General features: G+C 55.2%; 13 protein-coding genes. 8 read left to right on the forward strand and 5 right to left on the reverse strand.

Annotated features, from left to right (window positions below):
* The first annotated feature begins 243 nt into the window (after positions 1 to 243).
* Positions 244 to 549, forward strand: a complete 306-nt coding sequence (locus tag ENI00_RS00100) for a hypothetical protein (RefSeq protein WP_304097005.1) — start codon at positions 244 to 246, stop codon at positions 547 to 549.
* 99 nt (positions 550 to 648) lie between these two features.
* Here the strand turns inward: ENI00_RS00100 and ENI00_RS00105 are convergent, their stop codons facing one another.
* Positions 649 to 1128 (reverse strand): Lrp/AsnC family transcriptional regulator, encoded by a 480-nt coding sequence (locus tag ENI00_RS00105; RefSeq protein ID WP_304097008.1) that lies wholly within the window; start codon positions 1126 to 1128, stop codon positions 649 to 651.
* A gap of 156 nt (positions 1129 to 1284) precedes the next feature.
* On the opposite strand from ENI00_RS00105, the gene ENI00_RS00110 reads away from it, so the two are divergent.
* Positions 1285 to 4851 (forward strand): indolepyruvate ferredoxin oxidoreductase family protein, encoded by a 3567-nt coding sequence (locus tag ENI00_RS00110; RefSeq protein ID WP_304097011.1) that lies wholly within the window; start codon positions 1285 to 1287, stop codon positions 4849 to 4851.
* An 81-nt stretch (positions 4852 to 4932) separates the two neighbouring features.
* Here ENI00_RS00110 and ENI00_RS00115 read toward each other — a convergent pair whose 3' ends face one another.
* Positions 4933 to 7272 carry a glucose/quinate/shikimate family membrane-bound PQQ-dependent dehydrogenase gene (locus tag ENI00_RS00115; RefSeq protein WP_304097013.1) on the reverse strand — a complete coding sequence of 780 codons (2340 nt, stop codon included), beginning with the start codon at positions 7270 to 7272 and terminating at the stop codon, positions 4933 to 4935.
* Positions 7273 to 7771: 499 nt separating this feature from the next.
* On the reverse strand, positions 7772 to 8287 hold the full coding sequence (locus ENI00_RS00120; RefSeq protein WP_304097016.1) for a hypothetical protein: 516 nt from the start codon (positions 8285 to 8287) through the stop codon (positions 7772 to 7774).
* An 84-nt stretch (positions 8288 to 8371) separates the two neighbouring features.
* On the opposite strand from ENI00_RS00120, the gene ENI00_RS00125 reads away from it, so the two are divergent.
* Positions 8372 to 9924 (forward strand): IS3 family transposase gene (locus tag ENI00_RS00125; RefSeq protein WP_414674182.1). Its coding sequence is split into 2 segments (ribosomal slippage): positions 8372 to 8840 and positions 8840 to 9924, totalling 1554 coding nucleotides; the frame shifts between segments, so codons are not numbered across the junction.
* Positions 9925 to 9941: 17 nt separating this feature from the next.
* On the opposite strand, the gene ENI00_RS00130 is transcribed toward ENI00_RS00125, so the two are convergent.
* Positions 9942 to 10568 carry a DcaP family trimeric outer membrane transporter gene (locus ENI00_RS00130; protein ID WP_304097021.1) on the reverse strand — a complete coding sequence of 209 codons (627 nt, stop codon included), beginning with the start codon at positions 10566 to 10568 and terminating at the stop codon, positions 9942 to 9944.
* A 194-nt stretch (positions 10569 to 10762) separates the two neighbouring features.
* Positions 10763 to 11764 (reverse strand): LysR family transcriptional regulator, encoded by a 1002-nt coding sequence (locus ENI00_RS00135; RefSeq protein WP_304097023.1) that lies wholly within the window; start codon positions 11762 to 11764, stop codon positions 10763 to 10765.
* Positions 11765 to 11941: 177 nt separating this feature from the next.
* Between ENI00_RS00135 and ENI00_RS00140 the strand changes: the two genes are divergently transcribed.
* The 5 genes from ENI00_RS00140 (at position 11942) to ENI00_RS00160 (ending at position 18123) form a co-directional block, all read left to right on the forward strand.
* A complete protein-coding gene (locus ENI00_RS00140; protein ID WP_304097026.1) occupies positions 11942 to 12079 on the forward strand; it encodes a hypothetical protein in 138 nt (45 codons plus the stop codon).
* Positions 12080 to 12189: 110 nt separating this feature from the next.
* Positions 12190 to 13416 (forward strand): hypothetical protein, encoded by a 1227-nt coding sequence (locus ENI00_RS00145; protein ID WP_304097029.1) that lies wholly within the window; start codon positions 12190 to 12192, stop codon positions 13414 to 13416.
* A 127-nt stretch (positions 13417 to 13543) separates the two neighbouring features.
* Positions 13544 to 14704: an acyl-CoA dehydrogenase family protein gene (locus ENI00_RS00150; RefSeq protein WP_304097031.1), complete on the forward strand. Its 1161-nt coding sequence runs from the start codon at positions 13544 to 13546 to the stop codon at positions 14702 to 14704.
* 14 nt (positions 14705 to 14718) lie between these two features.
* Complete coding sequence (locus ENI00_RS00155; RefSeq protein WP_304097033.1) at positions 14719 to 15942, forward strand: CaiB/BaiF CoA transferase family protein; 1224 nt, start codon at positions 14719 to 14721, stop codon at positions 15940 to 15942.
* 81 nt (positions 15943 to 16023) lie between these two features.
* Positions 16024 to 18123: a 3-hydroxyacyl-CoA dehydrogenase NAD-binding domain-containing protein gene (locus tag ENI00_RS00160; RefSeq protein WP_304097036.1), complete on the forward strand. Its 2100-nt coding sequence runs from the start codon at positions 16024 to 16026 to the stop codon at positions 18121 to 18123.

The following is an 18123-nucleotide window of genomic DNA, read 5'->3' on the forward strand; positions in this document are numbered from 1 at the left end:
ATACGTGAATTTCCACAAGTATCTCCTGAGTTAACATCGGCCGCCGCTTTGATCGTGTGATTAGGCGGCCATTTTGCCTCAGGTGGGTCAATTTTAAGTTGGCGTTGGTGGGTCAGTATTACTGTGGCGATGACATGAATGCAGAGAAGCCGCCACCATATCGGTTCAATGCAATGAGGCGGGCGCGTTTGCGGACCCTCAACCATTCATGCGGGTTATAGACTCAAACAAGGAGGAACAGCGATGTCAGGCTCCCATAAGAATGATCAGACAATCGGGATGCGCACCGCTACCTTGGTGGGTGGCTATTCCCGGCGCCAACAGTTCCGGCGCATGGCGCTGACGCTGCTGGCCGAGAAAGACGACACACTGGCGGACCTGGGTTATAAACGTTGGGAAATCAACGTTGCACTCAAACTGCCGCTTCGGATTGATGCCATGGTCTTTTTAGAGCAGCAGCGGCAAACATCCGGGCTCGAACGCGACAACGAGAGCCTACGCTTTATGAAGGCGGGCAAGCGCCCCCGTGGTGTTTACCAATACGCTTGAGGCTGGCTCAAAGCCCCTCTGGCTGTCCAGCAGGACGATCAAAATGCCAGTAGCCGTGTACCGGACTTTCCTTCATCAGTGCGTTGAGGGGCAAGAAGGTTATTCGGCACTCCCCAACGGAATCGTCTGGGTATTTTTGATCTCACGCAGTGCGAAGTTGGAGTTAACCTGTGAAATACCCTGCAAGGTGAATATTTTTTCGTTTAGGAAACGGTCATAGCTGGCCATATCCCGCACGAGTACCCGCAACACGAAATCCGCATTACCGGTAACGGCGAAACACTGAAGCACTTCCGGATAGCTGCTCACCTGCCGCTCGATATCCGCTGTGCTGTCTATGGTGTGTCGTTGAAGTGACAGGTTGACCAGTACACACAACCCCTGGCCGATGCGCTCCGGGGCGAGCTGCGCGCTGTATCCCGTTATGATGCCCGTTTCCTCAAGCGATCTTACCCGCCGCCAGCAGGCTGCCGGTGAAAGCCCGATCTGTTCCGCCAGTTGCTGGTTACTGATTCGTCCGTCTTTTTGCAGAATCGCAAGAATGTGCTGGTCGAGTTTGTCCAGTTCCAACTGTTTCATTTAGTAACACCTGATTTTTACCGAAGGGTCTTCGTTAATAGTGCCATTTATCAAAGGATCTTTCTCAAACTGATATAATTTTCGCCCAATACACAAGCACCTTTTGCGCACTTCCCTCTAGAATTCTGGTTATAAAACCGACAAAAGGAAGGCGCCATGTCCACTGACATCTCTCGATCCGATATCGCTCAAGATCGCAGCGCCGGAGCCGGCAGCCCGCAGCTGGACAACTACAGGCTTGAAGACCGCTACCTGCGCGAGTCTGGCCGGGTATTTCTCACCGGAACCCAGGCGCTGGTTCGCATTCCTCTGATGCAGGCCGCGCTGGATCGCAAACTGGGGCTCAATACGGCCGGCATGGTGAGTGGCTACCGCGGCTCGCCTTTGGGGGCTTATGATATGGCCCTTTGGCAAGCTCAAAAACATCTTGATGAAAACCGCATCGATTTCGTGCCTGCAATTAACGAGGACCTTGCGGCGACCATTATGCTGGGTACCCAGCAGGTAGAGACCGATGATGATCGCACGGTGGATGGCGTATTCGGGATCTGGTACGGCAAAGGGCCTGGCGTTGACCGCGCCGGGGATGCGTTAAAGCACGGCACCACTTACGGCAGCTCTCCCCACGGCGGCGTGCTGGTGATTGCAGGCGACGACCACGGCTGTGTATCGTCCTCCATGCCGCATCAGTCTGATGTAGCGTTTATGAGTTTTTTCATGCCCACGATCAATCCGGCCAACATTGCCGAGTATCTGGAGTTTGGGCTTTGGGGCATTGCGTTGTCCCGCTACAGCGGCTGTTGGGTGGGTTTCAAAGCGGTTTCGGAAACCGTGGAAAGTGCCGCGTCGGTAGAGCTGCCGCCGCTGCCCGAGTTTGTAACCCCGGACGATTTCACCCCGCCAGAAACCGGCCTTCACTATCGCTGGCCGGATCTGCCCGGGCCCCAACTGGAAACCCGGATTGAGCACAAGCTGGCGGCCGTGCAGGCGTTTGCCCGGGCCAACCCCATTGACCGTTGCCTGTTTGATAACCCACAGGCGCGCTTTGGCATTGTGACCACCGGTAAAGGCCATCTGGATCTGCTTGAAGCGCTCGATCTGCTGGGTATTGACGAAGACCTGGCGCGGGAAATGGGGTTGGATATCTACAAAGTGGGCCTGGTTTGGCCGATTGAGCGCCGCGGTATTCTCAACTTTGTTCACAGCAAGGAAGAAGTGCTGGTTATCGAGGAGAAGCGCGGCATTATCGAGAGTCAGATCAAAGAGGCCATGTCGGAACCGGATCGCCCCGGCGAGGTTTTGATTACCGGTAAACAGGATGAGCTGGGCCGGCCTTTGATCCCCTACGTGGGTGAGCTAAGCCCCAAATTAGTAGCCGGTTTTCTGGCCGCCCGCCTTGGCCGCTTCTTCAGCAAGGATTACAGCGAGCGTCTGGCGGTTATAAACAGCATGAGCAACGCTCAGGATCCGGGTGGTGTAAAGCGCTTACCGTATTTCTGTTCGGGCTGCCCCCACAATACGTCTACCAAAGTGCCGGAGGGCAGCAAAGCGCTGGCCGGGATTGGTTGTCACTTTATGGCGTCCTGGATGGGTCGTGACACGGAATCGCTGATTCAGATGGGCGGCGAAGGGGTTAACTGGGTTGGCAAGAGCCGTTATATTGGCAATCCTCATATATTCCAGAACCTGGGTGAGGGCACCTATTTTCATTCCGGGTCTATGGCCATTCGCCAGGCCGTTGCGGCCGGCATCAACATCACCTACAAGATCCTGTTCAACGATGCGGTGGCCATGACCGGCGGCCAGCCCGTGGACGGTCAGATTACCGTACCGATGATTGCGCAACAGGTCTCCGCCGAGGGCGTGCGCCGGATTGTGGTGCTCAGTGATGAGCCGGAAAAGTACGATGGCCACAAGCAGCTGTTTCCGGACGATGTAACCTTTCACGACCGCACAGAGCTGGATAAGGTACAGCGAGAGCTGCGGGACATTCCCGGCTGCACCATTCTGATTTACGACCAGACCTGTGCGGCTGAGAAGCGCCGCCGGCGCAAGCGCAACCTTTACCCAAACCCCGCCAAACGGGCGTTTATCAACCATCACGTGTGCGAAGGTTGCGGCGATTGTTCTGTGCAGTCGAACTGCCTTTCCGTGGTGCCGCGCCAGACTGAGCTGGGCCGCAAGCGCAAGATTGACCAGTCGTCCTGTAACAAGGATTTCTCCTGCGTGAATGGCTTCTGCCCGAGCTTTGTGACCATTGAAGGTGGCCAGCTGCGCAAGTCCCGCGGTATGGACACCGGCTCTTTGCTCACCGGCAAACTGACAGATATCCCGGAGCCGGTTCTGCCGGAGCTTGCGGGCTCGTACGATTTGTTGGTGGGGGGTGTTGGTGGCACGGGTGTTGTGACCGTGGGCCAGCTCATCACCATGGCCGCTCATCTTGAAGGCCGGGGTACCTCGGTGCTGGACTTCACCGGCTTCGCGCAGAAGGGTGGCACGGTACTGAGCTATGTCCGCATGGCGCCGTCTCCGGATAAACTGCACCAGGTGCGTATCAGTAACGGCCAGGCCGATGCCGTAATTGCCTGTGATCTGGTGGTTGCCTCCTCCCAGAAAGCGCTGAGCGTTCTGCGGCCTAATCACACTCGGGTGGTGGCTAACGAAGCTGAGATGCCAACAGCAGACTATGTGCTGTTCCGGGATGCAGACATGCAGGCAGACAAGCGCCTGGATCTGATCCGTAACGCGGTAGGCGATAACAATTTTGCACAGATGGATGCCACTGGCATTGCCGAGAAGCTGCTGGGCGACACGGTATTTTCCAATGTGATGATGCTGGGCTTTGCCTGGCAGCGGGGGCTGTTGCCACTGTCACAAGCCGCGCTGATGAAAGCCATTGAGCTGAATGGCGTGGCGGTTGAACGCAACAAGGAAGCCTTTGGTTGGGGGCGCGTGGCCGCGACGGACGTAAACGTCATCACCGCTCTGTTGCACACCGGTGAGGCACGGGTAGAGGAAGTGAAACCGGAGCAGGGGCTGGATGAGCTGATTAACATCCGCCACAAGCATCTGGTGAACTATCAGAACCGTCGCTGGGCCGATCGCTATACGGACATGGTAAAGCAGGTGCGTAAAGCCGAGGACACCTTGGGCGAGACGAACCAGTTGCTGACCCGTGCCGTAGCCCAGCAGTTGTACCGCTTTATGGCGTTCAAGGATGAATACGAAGTGGCCCGTTTGTTTGCCGAAACCGACTTCATGAAGGAGGTGAATAACACCTTTGAAGGCGACTTCAAGGTTCACTTTCACCTGGCTCCGCCGATCATGAACCGCGGCACAGATGCCCAGGGCAGGCCGAAGAAACGCCAGTTTGGCCCCTGGATGTTTCAGGCGTTCAGGCTGCTTGCAAAGTTCAGGGTGCTGCGGGGCACCGCTATCGATCCGTTCAGCTATTCCGCCGACCGCAAGATGGATCGGGCGCAGTTGAGAGGTTACCAGCAACTTGTGGCACGGATTGTCAGTGAGCTGGATGCCAGCAATTACGACACATTCCTTCAGCTGGCGGAACTGGCCAGTGAAGTGCGGGGCTATGGCCCGGTGCGTGAACAGGCCGCAGAAGCCGTTCACGAAAAACAGACACAGCTGATCAAAGCCCTGGATACAGGCCGCCCCACACTGATTCGAACCCGTCAGGCCGACACCAAGGAGGCAGGTCACGTTTGAGGCACTGGCTTCAATGAGGCCACGGCGCGCCTTATTCTGGGGCGTGGTAACCGGGTTAAGGCGATTGAGCTTACTGAGCGCTTACTTCAGTTTGTAAGCCAGAACGTAGTCTCCGATAGTGGTCCCAACAGAGCCGTGCCCACCGGCAACCTGCACCACCATCTGCTCGCCCTGGCTGTTCAGGTAAGTCATGGGTGTGGCCTGACCACCTGCTGGCAGGCGTGCCCGCCACAGTTCTTCACCATCCGTCAGGTTGTAGGCGCGAAGGTAGTCATCCACGGTGGCTGCAAGGAATACCACACCACCGCGGGTGATGATGGGGCCGCCGATGCCCGGCACACCCAGCTCCAGAGGTATCGGAATGGGCGCCATATCTTCAACGGTGCCATTTTTGTGCTTCCACATGATTTCACCGGTACGTAGGTCCGCGCCCGCCACATAGCCCCAGGGTGGGCGTTGGCAGGGAATACCCAGGGGCGACATCAGGGGCTTCATTTCGACGGCGTATTGTGCCCCCGCATTTTCATTCAACCCCTGTTCACCCTGGTTGGTAGGGCCCATGGGGGTGTTATTGTCTTTGGGCACCAGCCTCTGAATGAACGCCATGTACAGTGGCATGCCAAACATAACCTGGCGCTCCGGATCAACAGCAATGCCGCCCCAGTTGAACACACCAAAATTGCCCGGGTAGACCAGTGTGCCCTGAACCGAAGGTGGGGTATAAATGCCTTCATAACGCAGGGACTGGAACCTGATACGACAGATCATCTGGTCAATGGCGCTGGCGCCCCACATATCGGACGCTTTCAGGGTTGGGGGCCGAAAGCTCAGGGCAGATACTGGCTGGGTCTCGGCGGCATAGTCGCCCTCAATGGTGCCCTGGGGGGCCGACTGTTCCGTAATGGGAATCAGGGGCTCGCCGGTTTCCCGGTTAAGAACGTACACATCGCCTTGTTTGGTGGGTACCACCAGTCCGGGTTGCAGGCCCTGCTCAGTCTCAATATCCACCAGGCTGGGCTGAGCCGGAGTGTCCATGTCCCAGAGATCGTGATGAACAAACTGCTGTACCCAGGCTACCTGCCCGGTATCCAGCTTGAGAGCGACCACTGAGGACGCGTAAGTTTCTTCCTCCGGGGTGCGGTACATACCCAATTGGTCCGGCGTGCGGTTACCCATGGGGAAGTAGACCAGCCCGAGCTCTTCGTCCGCGCTGGCCACGGCCCAGCTGTTGGGTGAGCTGGCGGAGTAGGTTTCGTTCTCGCCAAAAGGTTGCGTCTGGTCCGGATTGGCAGGATCCCAGTTCCAGACCAGCTCACCGGTCTTGGCGTTGTAGGCACGGATAACGCCAGACGGTGAGTTGATGGCGTAGTTGTCGTTGACCGCCCCGGCGACCACAACTACACCACTGGCAACCACTGGCGGCGAGGTGGAGTAATAAAAACCATCTTGCTTATAGGGCATGTTGTGCATCAGATTCAATGATCCGTCGTCAGCAAAATTGCTGCAGCGAGCCCCGGTGAACGGGTCCAGAGCCAACAGGCGGGCATCAGAGGTCGGCAGGAAAAGCTGGGAGTCGCATTCCCTGCTGGCCTGATTTTCTGCAGGTGACTGAAGGGTTTTTACCTCCGGAATATCACCTTGGCCCGAGCTTGAAGGGAGGTAGGATACGCCACGACAGGTTTGGTGTTGGCGCTGGCTCTCGGAAGGTACTTTGGCGTTGTAGACCCAGCGCTCTTTTCCGGTATCTGCATCCAGCGCCACCAGCCAGTTATGGGGAGTGCACAGGTATAGCGTATTGCCCACTTTCAGGGGTGTGGCTTCGTAGGTGGTTTCGCCGACATCGTCCGGGCCTTTGAGGTCGCCGGTCTGGTATTGCCAGGCCAGCTCCAAATCACTGACATTTTCCGGTGTAATCTGGTCCAGCGGGGAATAGCGCTGGCCGAGGTTGCTGCGCCCATAACTGAGCCAGTCGCCTTGGGGTACGTCCCCGAGCCGGGGATTCGGGACCACAGCATCTGTGGTCAGCTCTCCCTTGATGCGGTGGGCGTCATAGGGAATGCTGGCCACAGTGAACAGGCCCACCCCAATCCAGACAATGGCAAGCGTGACAGCGCCATGTCGACGACCCGCCGGACCGGGAAACAGCAGCGGAATAGCCAGCAGCAGCAGAACCCCCAGCCGCGACGCCAAGGGCCACCAGTCGAACCCCACTTCCCAATAGGCCCAGACGACGGTAGCTGCCAGCAGCAATGCGTAGAGGATCTGTGCGAAGGCGCGCCGGGGCTTCACCAGTAAGGCGATTATTATCAGTGTCGTCCCGGCCAGGGCGTAGTACCAGCTTCCCCCGAGGGTAATAAGCCAGACGCCCCCTACCAACATGGGAAGGCCGAATACAACCAGTAATATCGCGAGCAGGATCATAGTCCGTTCCCTGAGTCATACAATTTTCAGCTATACGTTCAAGCTAAGTAGGCCTGAAAAGCAGCGTCAAGTTTAAATCGCCGCAATGTAGGCGGTTTCCGCTGGGACGTCTGCTTCTGTGCCGGACGGGAAGGTGGCTAAATCCGGGGAGCATTGATGACGGCAGTGCTAAGGAAAAGTGGTGCGAAATTTTTTGGGCACACCACGGGCACCGCTGGTTAGTTCGCAAATGGTAGGGTTTGAGTGTCCGAAAATCGGACTCAGACGATTCTGAGGGTTGACAGTTACGGTTTTAGTCAATCAACTTAAGCTGGGCCGGTCGAATTGTTGGGCCTCCAATGGACTTAGTGCTCTCTGCTCCTCTTCCGATGAATGAAGGTATTTTTTTTGTTTCGATGATTAGCTGAATCTGACAAAAAACTAAATTTATAAAACTACCCAGACAGCAAAACGACTGCTGCCTGGGTTATCGTAATATGAAAAGGAGGTGAGTTGTGTTCTAGAAGTTGTATTGCGCTGCGAACATCAGGCGATTGGCGTCACCCTCGTCACCGTCTACCTTTTTCACTTCGTACCGCCCGTACTCTACGCCCAGTGTAACGCTCTTCACAGGGACCCATTTATAGGTCAGAAAGGCGTTCGTGTTGCGCTCGTGCTTGTCGCCAACACTTAAACCGTCAGCTGCTGCGTCGTCCCAGTCCATGGTGGCCATACCGTATACGGCGCTAAGTGAACCCGGTCCAATCTTGATTGTGGCACCCAGATTGGCGCTATAACCGACGATGGTTTCTACGCTGTCTCCGTTTACATAAGCATCTTCACCGTAGTAGTTCGTGCCTGAACGCCAAAGATAACCGTTAGCTCCATCCGTGTAGTTGACGTTGCCTTGAATGCTTAAGGCGTCAGTCGCCTGGAATTTGGCCGCGCCAAAGATTGCATAGCCAATGGCCGAGTCATCCTTAACGCCGGTGTCATATCCGACTTCTTGAATTAGCGCAGCAGAAGCAAAACTCAATGCTCCGACTTTATTTTCGCCCCCTCTGGCAGGATAGTTGGCACTACTTAATTTTTAACCAGTTGGGCGGTTCAGGTGTTGATAGTGCCTCGTTACTCGGATGAACGTAAAGCAGCCGTTCTGGCAAAGTTGTCGCCGCCCCACAGCATGACGGTGGCGGCCCTGGCCAGGGTTGAAGGCATTTCGGATCAGACCCTTTATAATTGGCGGACACAAGCCAGAGAAGAAGGTCGTCCTGTGCCCGGATCCAAAGCCAGATCAGAGCAGTGGTCCGCAGAAGCCAAGCTTGCCACTGTGATCGAAACAGCCACCCTGTCGGAAGAAGAACTCAGCCAGTATTGTCGAGAAAAAGGTCTTTATCCGGAGCAGGTCCGACGTTGGAAAGAAGAATCCCTGCAAGGCTTTCAGCGCAGTGCCGAGCGAGAAAAACAACTGCGCAAGAAAAGTCAGGCCGACCAGAAACAGATCAAGAAACTGGAGCGGGAGCTGCGGCATAAGGAAAAGGCTCTGGCCGAAACTGCTGCACTACTGGTGCTGCGAAAAAAGCTGGATGCGCTCTGGGAGAACGACAACGGGGACGACTGACCCCGGTCCCTGAGCGCAGGATAACAATTGACCTGATCCAGGAAGCCAAGAGCGCTGGTGCCCGACTGTTCCGGGCCTGTGGTGAAGCCGGCATTGGCTTGCGCACCTATCGGCGCTGGTTCCGTGAAGGCTCGGTGCAGTCGGATAAGCGCCCGGAAGCGGTACGCCCCAGTCCTGCAAACAGACTCAGTGAAGAGGAGCGACAGAGGATCCTGTCGACCTGCAACTCGGCCCGTTACGAGAGTCTTCCGCCGTCTCAAATCGTACCATCGCTGATGGACGAGGGGCTGTACCTCGCCTCAGAGTCGTCGTTTTACCGGATACTGAAAGCTCACAACCAGTTGAACCATCGGGGGCAAAGCCTCGCGCCCCAGCGCTCCCGGGAAGCGACCACACACCATGCCTCCGGGCCTTGTGAGCTTTGGAGTTGGGATATTACCTACCTGGCTTCGACGGTGCGTGGGCAGTTCTACTACCTGTACATGTTTGAAGACGTTTACAGCCGGAAAATCGTGGGTTACGAGGTCTATGAGGCTGAGAGCGGCGACTACGCCGCCGGACTGTTACAACGTTGCCTACTGCGGGAGAAGTGTCTGCACCGGTCTCTGGTGCTGCACTCGGATAACGGAGCCCCAATGAAGGCCCAGACCATGAAGGCAAAGCTCGAAGAGCTGGGCGTACTGCCTTCGTATAGCCGACCTCGGGTCAGCAATGACAATGCGTTCTCGGAATCCTTGTTCCGGACTCTGAAGTACCGCCCTGACTGGCCCTCGGCTGGCTTTAAGAGTCTGGACGACGCGCGACGCTGGGTAGACGGCTTTGTGAGCTGGTACAACACGGAACACAAGCACAGTAAGTTGAGGTTCGTAACCCCTCAGGAGCGGCACAGTGGCGAGGATGTCGCCATCCTGGCCCAACGCCAGCGGGTACTGGAACAGGCCAAACAACGGACACCGAGCCGCTGGGGAAGCCGTCCGATCAGGAACTGTGAGCCCGTTGGACCAACAACTCTGAATCCGGAAAAAAGGGCAGCGGAGAAAGACGCGGCTTAAACAAAAAACAGTGCCAACTAACTTGAAAAACACCGTTCGTAACGGGCGGTTAGCGTGGGCAGGCCCGTTTTGGAGTCCTGGTTAAGGATATTGGATTTCGGATCTTCCACGGCGAATGCGAAGTTGCCATGTGTATAGCGCACCTGGGCAGTCCGGTTATAAAGTCCTCCATTGCCCGCAACGCCGTCCATTTCGAGAACAGAGGTGTTACCTACAAAGCTGTTGTAGTTGGACCAGGTGCGTCCCATCAACCAATTGCCGTATTGTCCATAAGCATGACGCAGGCGGAATTGGCCACCACTGCTACCACCTCTAAAATCGCCTTCCACATTAACTATGACGCCATTGTCCATGCTGGTACGAATACCCAAGCGGGACTGCACGGCGTCGGCGCCGAAGTAACCGGAAGCTTCAGTGCTTTCTGCATCGCCGGTATTGACCTGGCTAAAGTCGCCGGAACGAGTGCCAGTGCTTTTGCTGATGTCTTCGTTGATATCGTAAGAGGCATTCAAACGGGCGTAGCCGTAGATATCAACCTTGGCATCGTCAGTTTTTATTTCGAATGCGTTGACGGTATTAGCCAAGCCCAAAAATAGAACGCCGGAACACAGCTTTACTGAGAAGGAAAGTTTGCTTCTTGTCATCGTTGATGCCTTTATCAATGTTGTTTTTCTATTGCCGCAGGGCGTCGGCATATTGCGACATGATTATCCATCACCCAGATTTCGTGGGCGGCAGAAAAATATCAGTGTGAAATCATTCAGACAATTATCTAAATTGAATCGCGGCCATGCCAGAATCTTATAGCTCGTTGCGATGGTTAGCATTTGACGCGATGTCAGGTCTCGGCAAGGCCGTAGTCGGAGGGTGCGCTAATGCTGTCCAGAGCGTTCTTGTTAAACAGGGGGCGTCCCTTCCAGATACCATCTGCGACTTGAAGCGTTACCTGGCTAATGATGACTTCAGCGAGTTTCAGGGTAGCAAGAGAGGGGGGTAGATCCCGTGGCGTCACAATGGCCAGGGACCGGTGAAGCTCCGGGGCATCGATGGGAATGGCCACCACCTCTTTGCGCGCCACCATTTCGTAAACAGAAGCGTGTGAGAGCACGGTATAGCCCAGCCCTCGTTTCACTAGATCGGTCATTAGTGGCCAAGCGTTGACCTCGATAGCCAGCTGGAGTTTTTTCTGATGTTTTACGGCCTCTTTTTCCATGAGTTCCCGCAAACCGTGCTTTTCTTCTGGCATGACCAGAGGTAAATCAAGCACCTCTTCCAGAGAAATACTCTGGCGCATAGCGATGTCTCCCGAAGGAGGACAAATCAGGTATAAACGCTCTTCGATTAATGGTGTTTGCTGCACGTGTTTGTGCTTTCCGTGATTGTATGTCACTGCTAAGTCGACTCGGTGCTGCGACACCATTTGCTGCAAGGTACCGCTCATGGCGGATTTTACTGACAGTCTGACGCGCGGATATTTGCGGCGATACTCCTCAATGATACTTCCGGAGAAGGCGTCTGCTGCGGTGGGTAGCATGCCCAAAACAATTTGACCGGTGACCTCACCGGAAATGGCAGCTACTGCTGCCTGAGTTCGTTCTATATCTTGAAAAATAGTCATAGCCTTCTCATAAAGTAGCTCTCCCGCGACGGTCAGAACCACTCCGCGGCCATGGCGCACGAACACCTCGGCGTTCAGGGCTTCCTCCATCAGGCGTATTTGCCGGCTAAGTGCCGGCTGAGCGACGAACAGCTTTTCTGAGGCGCGACTGAAGCTGCCGACTTTAGCAATCGTCAGAAATGTATTGAGCTGGCGTAGATCGATTTTTAGTTGAAATGACATAGGTCGTCCTTGGCTGGAGTTGCTATCTGCTTTGTTTGTAAGGGTTGCCATCCAGTTTAGGCGACAGTTTGGTATACAAAAATTAAATGGAACGTATACAAAGTATATAATAGTGGTATTTTTTTTGTGATGGTATCTTGCCTGCTCAGTTACAAGGGTCGGCTATGAGGTAGCTTTATGAATAGCGCCAGTCTGGCTGCGGAAAATGACGATCTGAGCAGATTGAGCGAAAAATGGGTTGCCACGGCACAGGGTTTTTTTCGCTATGTTCCGGTTGCAGAAAGCGAAGAGGGCATTTGGGTCTTGCAGCGATGAGAGTGACAGCACTGTGCCGTTTTCGCTCAGGTCTCGCTTACCTGGCCCTATGCTTTGGCGCAGCAACTTTCCTGCCCTTTAGCTCTTCTTTAATAGTATTGCTGGCTTGTGTGTTGATTTTTTTGGGCTGGAGCCAGCTTCGTCCAATCGCTCGTGTGATTGCGTCGCTGATTTTGGTTGTCAGCGGTCTGGCACTATTGTTGAATCCGGATGTGCTGGTCAGTGCGGTCCGGAGCATGGCCGGCATTACCGGGTTGATTTTGTCGGTGATGCTGTTGTCTGCAGTACTCAGCACATCCAAGGATTTAAGTGTTATTTCGAGGAGCCTGTTCCGCGGACGTTCTGGGCCCCGGTATCTTGGCCTAAGCCTTGGGACAGGGCTGTTAGCTATTCCGCTGAACTTCGGATCGGTAGGCCTGGTTGCCCCAATGATCGGCAAGCAAATAGAAAATGCCGGCGATGATGCGGCAACCCGCAATGCAGCACGAGCTGTTATCCGTGGATTCGGCGCTTCGCCCATAGGGTCACCATTGTCCATTGCAGTGGTTTTGACGGTGACGCTGCTGCCAGGGCTAGCCAGTTGGGAACTTTTAGTCTGGACCATACCGTTCGCGTTGTTCTACCTGGTGGTGGGTGTATGGTTCCGCGAGCAGGAAAGCGGTGGTGTTACTCTTCTTGACGGCGCAGTTGAGGCAGCGAGCATTTATGACAGCGCGTTTTGGCCCTGGGTGCGCTTTGCCGGACTGGCCCTGTTTATCTCGCTTCAAGCTTTTGCTCTGAATACCTGGGCTGGCCTGAAGTACTCCCAGGCGGTAAGCCTGAGTTGTTTGACCGTGGTGGTGCTTTATCTTTTCGCTAAACGCCTAGCTACCGGGTCTGTGGCTCTGCCGTCTATGGCCAACGTAGCCAACGAATTAGCGATTATGGGCGGCGCGTCGTTTTTGGGCGGCGCTCTGACGGCAACAGCGCTGAACTCTTTGGGGGGCGATTTTGCCTTGCCGGGCTGGGCTTATTCGGTTGTCGCGTTCTGTGTTCCGTGGCTGTTTTATGTTGGCGGGGCCGTGGGGATCAATCCCATTATTACAGCAACCGTTTTTGGTGGTGTGTTGGGCTCAGTCTGGCCGGAGCCGGCTTTGCCCGGGCTCGGTATTGCTATGGTGACAGGATGGGGCATTACGATCGCCGGCACACCATATTCTGCTAATGCCATGTTACTTGAACGATTTACCGGGTATGCCGCGCGATTGGCAGCTTATGGCTGGAATCTTCAATATTCGTTTCTTTTTCTTGGCCTAAGCGGCTGCCTAAGCGCAATGGTTGTGCTGGTTTCTTCCTGACCGTGACACGGCTAGTTTGAGTGATTGTCGATAGTTACGATGCGACCTTCTGGAAGCATTGATTTTCAATATACGACGGCCCCTTTATTGGCGGCTTTCGTGAACCTGCAAAACTGCGGAGGCCGTGATGGCACTTGATCAAGAAACTCTGAACCAATTTGTCGACAGTGTTCGCCGCTATGTGCGCGATCGTCTTGTTCCCTTGGAAATGCAGGTTGCAGAAGACGACCTGATCCCCGAAGACGTGATTGACGAAATGAAAGAGATGGGGCTGTTTGGCTTGTCCATTCCAGAGGAGTTTGGTGGGCTGGGCCTGAATATGGCCGAAGAAGTAGCCATTATTCAGGAAATGGGCTACACCTCACCGGTTTTTCGTTCCATGTTCGGAACCAATGTTGGCATTGGTTCCCAGGGTATTGTGATCGATGGTACCCCGGAGCAGAAAGCCAAATACTTGCCGAGGCTGGCCAGTGGCGAATTGATTGGTTCGTTCGCACTCACCGAAGCTGATGCGGGTTCTGATGCAGGTTCGGTCATGACCAGCGCCAGGCGCAACGGCGATGACTATATTATTAATGGCAGTAAGCGCTACATCACTAACGCACCCCGCGCTGGCGTGTTCACCGTTATGGCCAGAACGGGCACTCGTGAAGAGGGTGGTCGGGGTGTTTCTGCCTTCCTGGTGGACGCAACTCTGCCAGGTATCTCCCTGGGTAAGCCCGACAAGAAAATGGGGCAAAAAGGAGCACATACCTGCGACGTCATTTTCGACAATGTGCGAGTGCCGTTGGGGGCTCTGATTGGCGGCAAGGAAGGGCAGGGTTTTAAAACTGCAATGAAAGTTCTGGATCGGGGGCGGCTCCATATCAGCGCTTTAAGCGTCGGTACGGCAAAGCGCCTGATCGATGAAAGTGTTAACTATGCTACCCAGCGGAAGCAGTTTGGCACTGAAATCGCCAACTTCCAGCTGGTTCAGGCAATGCTTGCTGATAGTCAGACGGAGTACTACGCCGGGAAGTGCATGGTTGAAGAAACAGCCCGTTCATACGATGCGGGAGAGTCGGTTCTCATGAATGCGGCCAGCTGCAAACTGTACTGTACGGAAATGGTGGGGCGGGTAGCTGATCGAGCGGTACAGATTCATGGTGGCGCCGGTTATATCAGCGAATACTGTGTAGAGCGTTTTTACCGAGATGTGCGCCTGTTCCGTTTGTACGAAGGCACCTCTCAGATTCAGCAGCTAGTCATTGCCAAGCAGATTATTCGTAACGCTCAAAACGCGATTTGATTTAGGAGTTATCTATGGCGGGTCCATTGTCAGGTATTCGTGTACTTGATTTGTCTCGTGTTATGGCCGGCCCTTGGTGCACCCAGATCCTGGCGGACCTGGGTGCAGAGGTCATCAAGATTGAACGCCCGGATGTGGGTGACGATACCCGACACTGGGGGCCTCCGTGGCTAAAGGATGCGCAGGGCAATCCTACAAAGCAGTCGGCTTATTACCTGTCCGCCAATCGGGGGAAGCACTCGGTGACGGTAGACCTGGGCAATCCTGACGGGCAAGCCCTGATTCGGGAGCTGGTAGTCGAGTGCGATGTACTGGTTGAGAACTTCAAAACCGGCGGGCTCGACAAAAAAGGCCTGGGCTATGCGGATATGGCCAAGATAAATCCGGGCCTGGTGTATTGCTCGGTTACCGGCTTTGGCCATACCGGCCCGATGGCGGGTGATGCCGGTTACGATTATCTGATTCAGGCCCAGGCCGGACTGATGAGCATCACCGGGGCCGCTGACGGTCAGCCCGGAGCCGGGCCGCAGAGAGTCGGAATGGCTGTGGCCGATCTGACCACCGGCATGAACGCCGTGATCGCGATTCTGTCTGCCATCCACCATCGATCAAAGACAGGTGAGGGCCAACATATTGATATGGCGTTGCTGGACGTGCAGGTCAGCTGGCTGGCGAATCAGGCGCTGAATTACTTTTGCAGCGGCAAGGTGCCCGGGCGCACCGGGGAGTATCACCCGAATCTTGCGCCTTACCAACCGTTCCCCACCCAGGATGGTCAGGTCATCATTGCAGTAGGTAACGACGGCCAGTTTCAGCGCTTGTGTAACGCGCTTGGGTGTCCGGAACTGGCAGAAGATCCGCGTTTTTCAACCAACCCACAGCGCGTGCTGCACCGGCAAGAGATGGTAGGAAAGATCTGTGAGCGCATGCGCACCAGAACCAGCCGTGAATGGATGGATAGTCTGGTTAGTGTTCATGTTCCCTGCGGCCCCATTCAGAACATTGCGGAAGTCTTTGAAGATCCGCAGGTACAAGCCCGCAATATGAAGATTGAACTGGAGCATCCCCAATTGGGCAAGGTGCCGGGTATTGCTAACCCGATCAAGTTTTCGAAAACCCCGCAAACTTATCGCAAAGCGCCGCCCTTGCTGGGGGAAGACACCGACTCCGTTCTGCAGCGGCTGCTTGATAAATCGCTTGAAGACATCGCTTCGCTTCGCGCCAGCGGTGTCCTATAACCCAGCCGGATTTCCTACATAGCAAAAGCCGCAAAGTGCAACGCGGCTTTTGCTACTGCATTTCACAGGAGAACTTCATTTATGTTGGTTTCTTATCATCGAGTCAACGAGTTGGGGGTTATCACTATTGATAACCCGCCGGTGAATGCTCTGTCTTACGGGGTCCGCAAGGGCATTCTGGAGGCGATCACCACGGCCCATGCAGACGATTCTAAAGCGGTTGTCATCCTGTGCGAGGGCCGCACCTTTATTGCAGGTTCTGATATCAGCGAGTTCGGCAAGCCCATTGCTGAACCCTCATTGCCTCAGGTAAACGCGGCGATTGAAGCTTTGGCCAAGCCTGTTGTTGCCGCGATACATGGTACGGCTCTGGGCGGCGGGTTTGAGTTGGCGTTGAGCTGTCATTACCGCTGTGCACTGGAGTCGGCGTTTGTCGGGTTGCCTGAAGTAACCCTAGGGCTTTTGCCCGGCGCGGGTGGGACTCAGCGGGTGCCTCGCCTGATTGGCGTACAAGCGGCTCTGGATATGATGACGGGCGGGCAGAAAATTGCTGCGAGTAAGGCCTTAAAGTTGGGCCTGATTGACCGTGTACTGAGTGGTTCTATGAAAGACGGCGCGCTGGCTTACGCTCGTGAACTGGTGGCGAGCGGCACCGGGCCACGGCGCATCCGGGATATGTCCATTGCGCCGGAAAGCTTCGCCGGTGAAGCTTTTGATGCTTATCGCAACAGGCTGAACCAGCGCAAGCGGGGACAGGAGTCGCCGCAGAAGATTGTTGATTGTGTTGAGGCAGCCATAACGATGCCCTTTGATGAGGGATTGGCTTACGAACGCTCCAGTTTCATCGAGCGGTCGCAGTCAGAGCAGTCGGCGGCGTTGCGCCATATCTTCTTTGCCGAGCGTCAGGCGCCGAAGGTATTGGGGCTGGACAAAAACATCACGCCAAGAAGCATTGATCAGGTGGCGGTTATCGGCGCAGGGACTATGGGGGGCGGGATTGCCATGTCCTTTGCCAACGCTGGTATCCCTGTAACCCTGTTGGAGCTCAACCAGGGTGGGCTGGATGCAGGCTTGGCCCTGATTAGCCAGAATTACTCGGTTACTGTTGGCAAAGGGAAACTGTCCGAGGAGGAGGCAGCAACGCGCCAGGCACTGATTTCAGGCACCACGGATTACGCAGCACTGGCCAGTGCTGACCTAGTGATTGAAGCCGTTTTCGAAAGTATGGATGTAAAGAAACAAGTGTTTGGTCGCCTTGACGAAGTCTGTAAAGCAGGGGCAATTCTGGCATCTAACACGTCTTATCTGGACGTGTATGAGATTGCTGCTGCTACCACGCGCCCCCTGGATGTGGTGGGGCTGCATTTTTTTAGCCCGGCTAACGTTATGCGCTTGCTTGAGGTTGTTCGCGCAGAACAAACCGCTGACGACGTTGTTGCTACAGTCATGAGGCTGGGCAAGCGTATTGGTAAGGTGCCGGTGCTGGCGGGTGTGTGTTTTGGCTTTATTGGTAACCGCATGCTGCGGCAATATGCGCGTGAGGCCCAGCTTTGTATGATCGAGGGTGCCGAACCCGGGCAGATAGATGGCGTGCTGACCCGCTTTGGCATGGCAATGGGGCCGTTGGCGGTTGGTGACCTAGCAGGTTTGGACATCGGCTACAAATCACGGCAGGCGCTGACCGCTGAACAAAGGGGCGACCCCCGCAGTTATGCAATTGCTGACACACTGGTTGAAATGGGCCGGCTGGGGCAGAAAACCGGTGCCGGCTATTATCGTTATGATTCGCACACCCGCGCCCGCTCTGCCAATCCGGACGTACTTGCAGTGATCAAGGCGGAGGCTGAAAAATACGGTGTAAGTCGCCGTGCGTTGAGCGATGAGGAGATCCTGAATCGACATTTAATGGCGTTGATCAACGAAGGTTTCCGCATCCTTGAAGAAGGCATTGCGCAGCGACCAAGCGATATTGATGCTGTGTACGTGCACGGCTATGGTTTTCCGGCTTACCGAGGCGGGCCCATGTTCTATGCAAGTCGTCTGGGCCTCGATAAGGTGTATGGCTGCATAGACGATCTTTATAAGCGTACTGGTGAAGCTTACTGGAAACCTGCACCATTGTTGGCGAAACTTGCCGAGAACAATCAGAGTCTTGAAGACTGGGTTGCCAGCAACGATTAA

It is taken from the genome of Marinobacter antarcticus (assembly GCF_011049865.1).
GTDB classification, from domain to species: Bacteria; Pseudomonadota; Gammaproteobacteria; order Pseudomonadales; family Oleiphilaceae; genus Marinobacter; species Marinobacter antarcticus_A.

What these genes read in the sequence shown, in the direction of transcription:
- ENI00_RS00100 (WP_304097005.1), top strand. Translation starts at nt 244, where the DNA reads ATGTCAGGCTCCCATAAGAATGATCAGACAATCGGGATGCGCACCGCT.
- ENI00_RS00105 (WP_304097008.1), bottom strand. Translation starts at nt 1,128, where the DNA reads ATGAAACAGTTGGAACTGGACAAACTCGACCAGCACATTCTTGCGATT.
- ENI00_RS00110 (WP_304097011.1), top strand. Translation starts at nt 1,285, where the DNA reads ATGTCCACTGACATCTCTCGATCCGATATCGCTCAAGATCGCAGCGCC.
- ENI00_RS00115 (WP_304097013.1), bottom strand. Translation starts at nt 7,272, where the DNA reads ATGATCCTGCTCGCGATATTACTGGTTGTATTCGGCCTTCCCATGTTG.
- ENI00_RS00130 (WP_304097021.1), bottom strand. Translation starts at nt 10,568, where the DNA reads ATGACAAGAAGCAAACTTTCCTTCTCAGTAAAGCTGTGTTCCGGCGTT.
- ENI00_RS00135 (WP_304097023.1), bottom strand. Translation starts at nt 11,764, where the DNA reads ATGTCATTTCAACTAAAAATCGATCTACGCCAGCTCAATACATTTCTG.
- ENI00_RS00140 (WP_304097026.1), top strand. Translation starts at nt 11,942, where the DNA reads ATGAATAGCGCCAGTCTGGCTGCGGAAAATGACGATCTGAGCAGATTG.
- ENI00_RS00150 (WP_304097031.1), top strand. Translation starts at nt 13,544, where the DNA reads ATGGCACTTGATCAAGAAACTCTGAACCAATTTGTCGACAGTGTTCGC.
- ENI00_RS00155 (WP_304097033.1), top strand. Translation starts at nt 14,719, where the DNA reads ATGGCGGGTCCATTGTCAGGTATTCGTGTACTTGATTTGTCTCGTGTT.
- ENI00_RS00160 (WP_304097036.1), top strand. Translation starts at nt 16,024, where the DNA reads ATGTTGGTTTCTTATCATCGAGTCAACGAGTTGGGGGTTATCACTATT.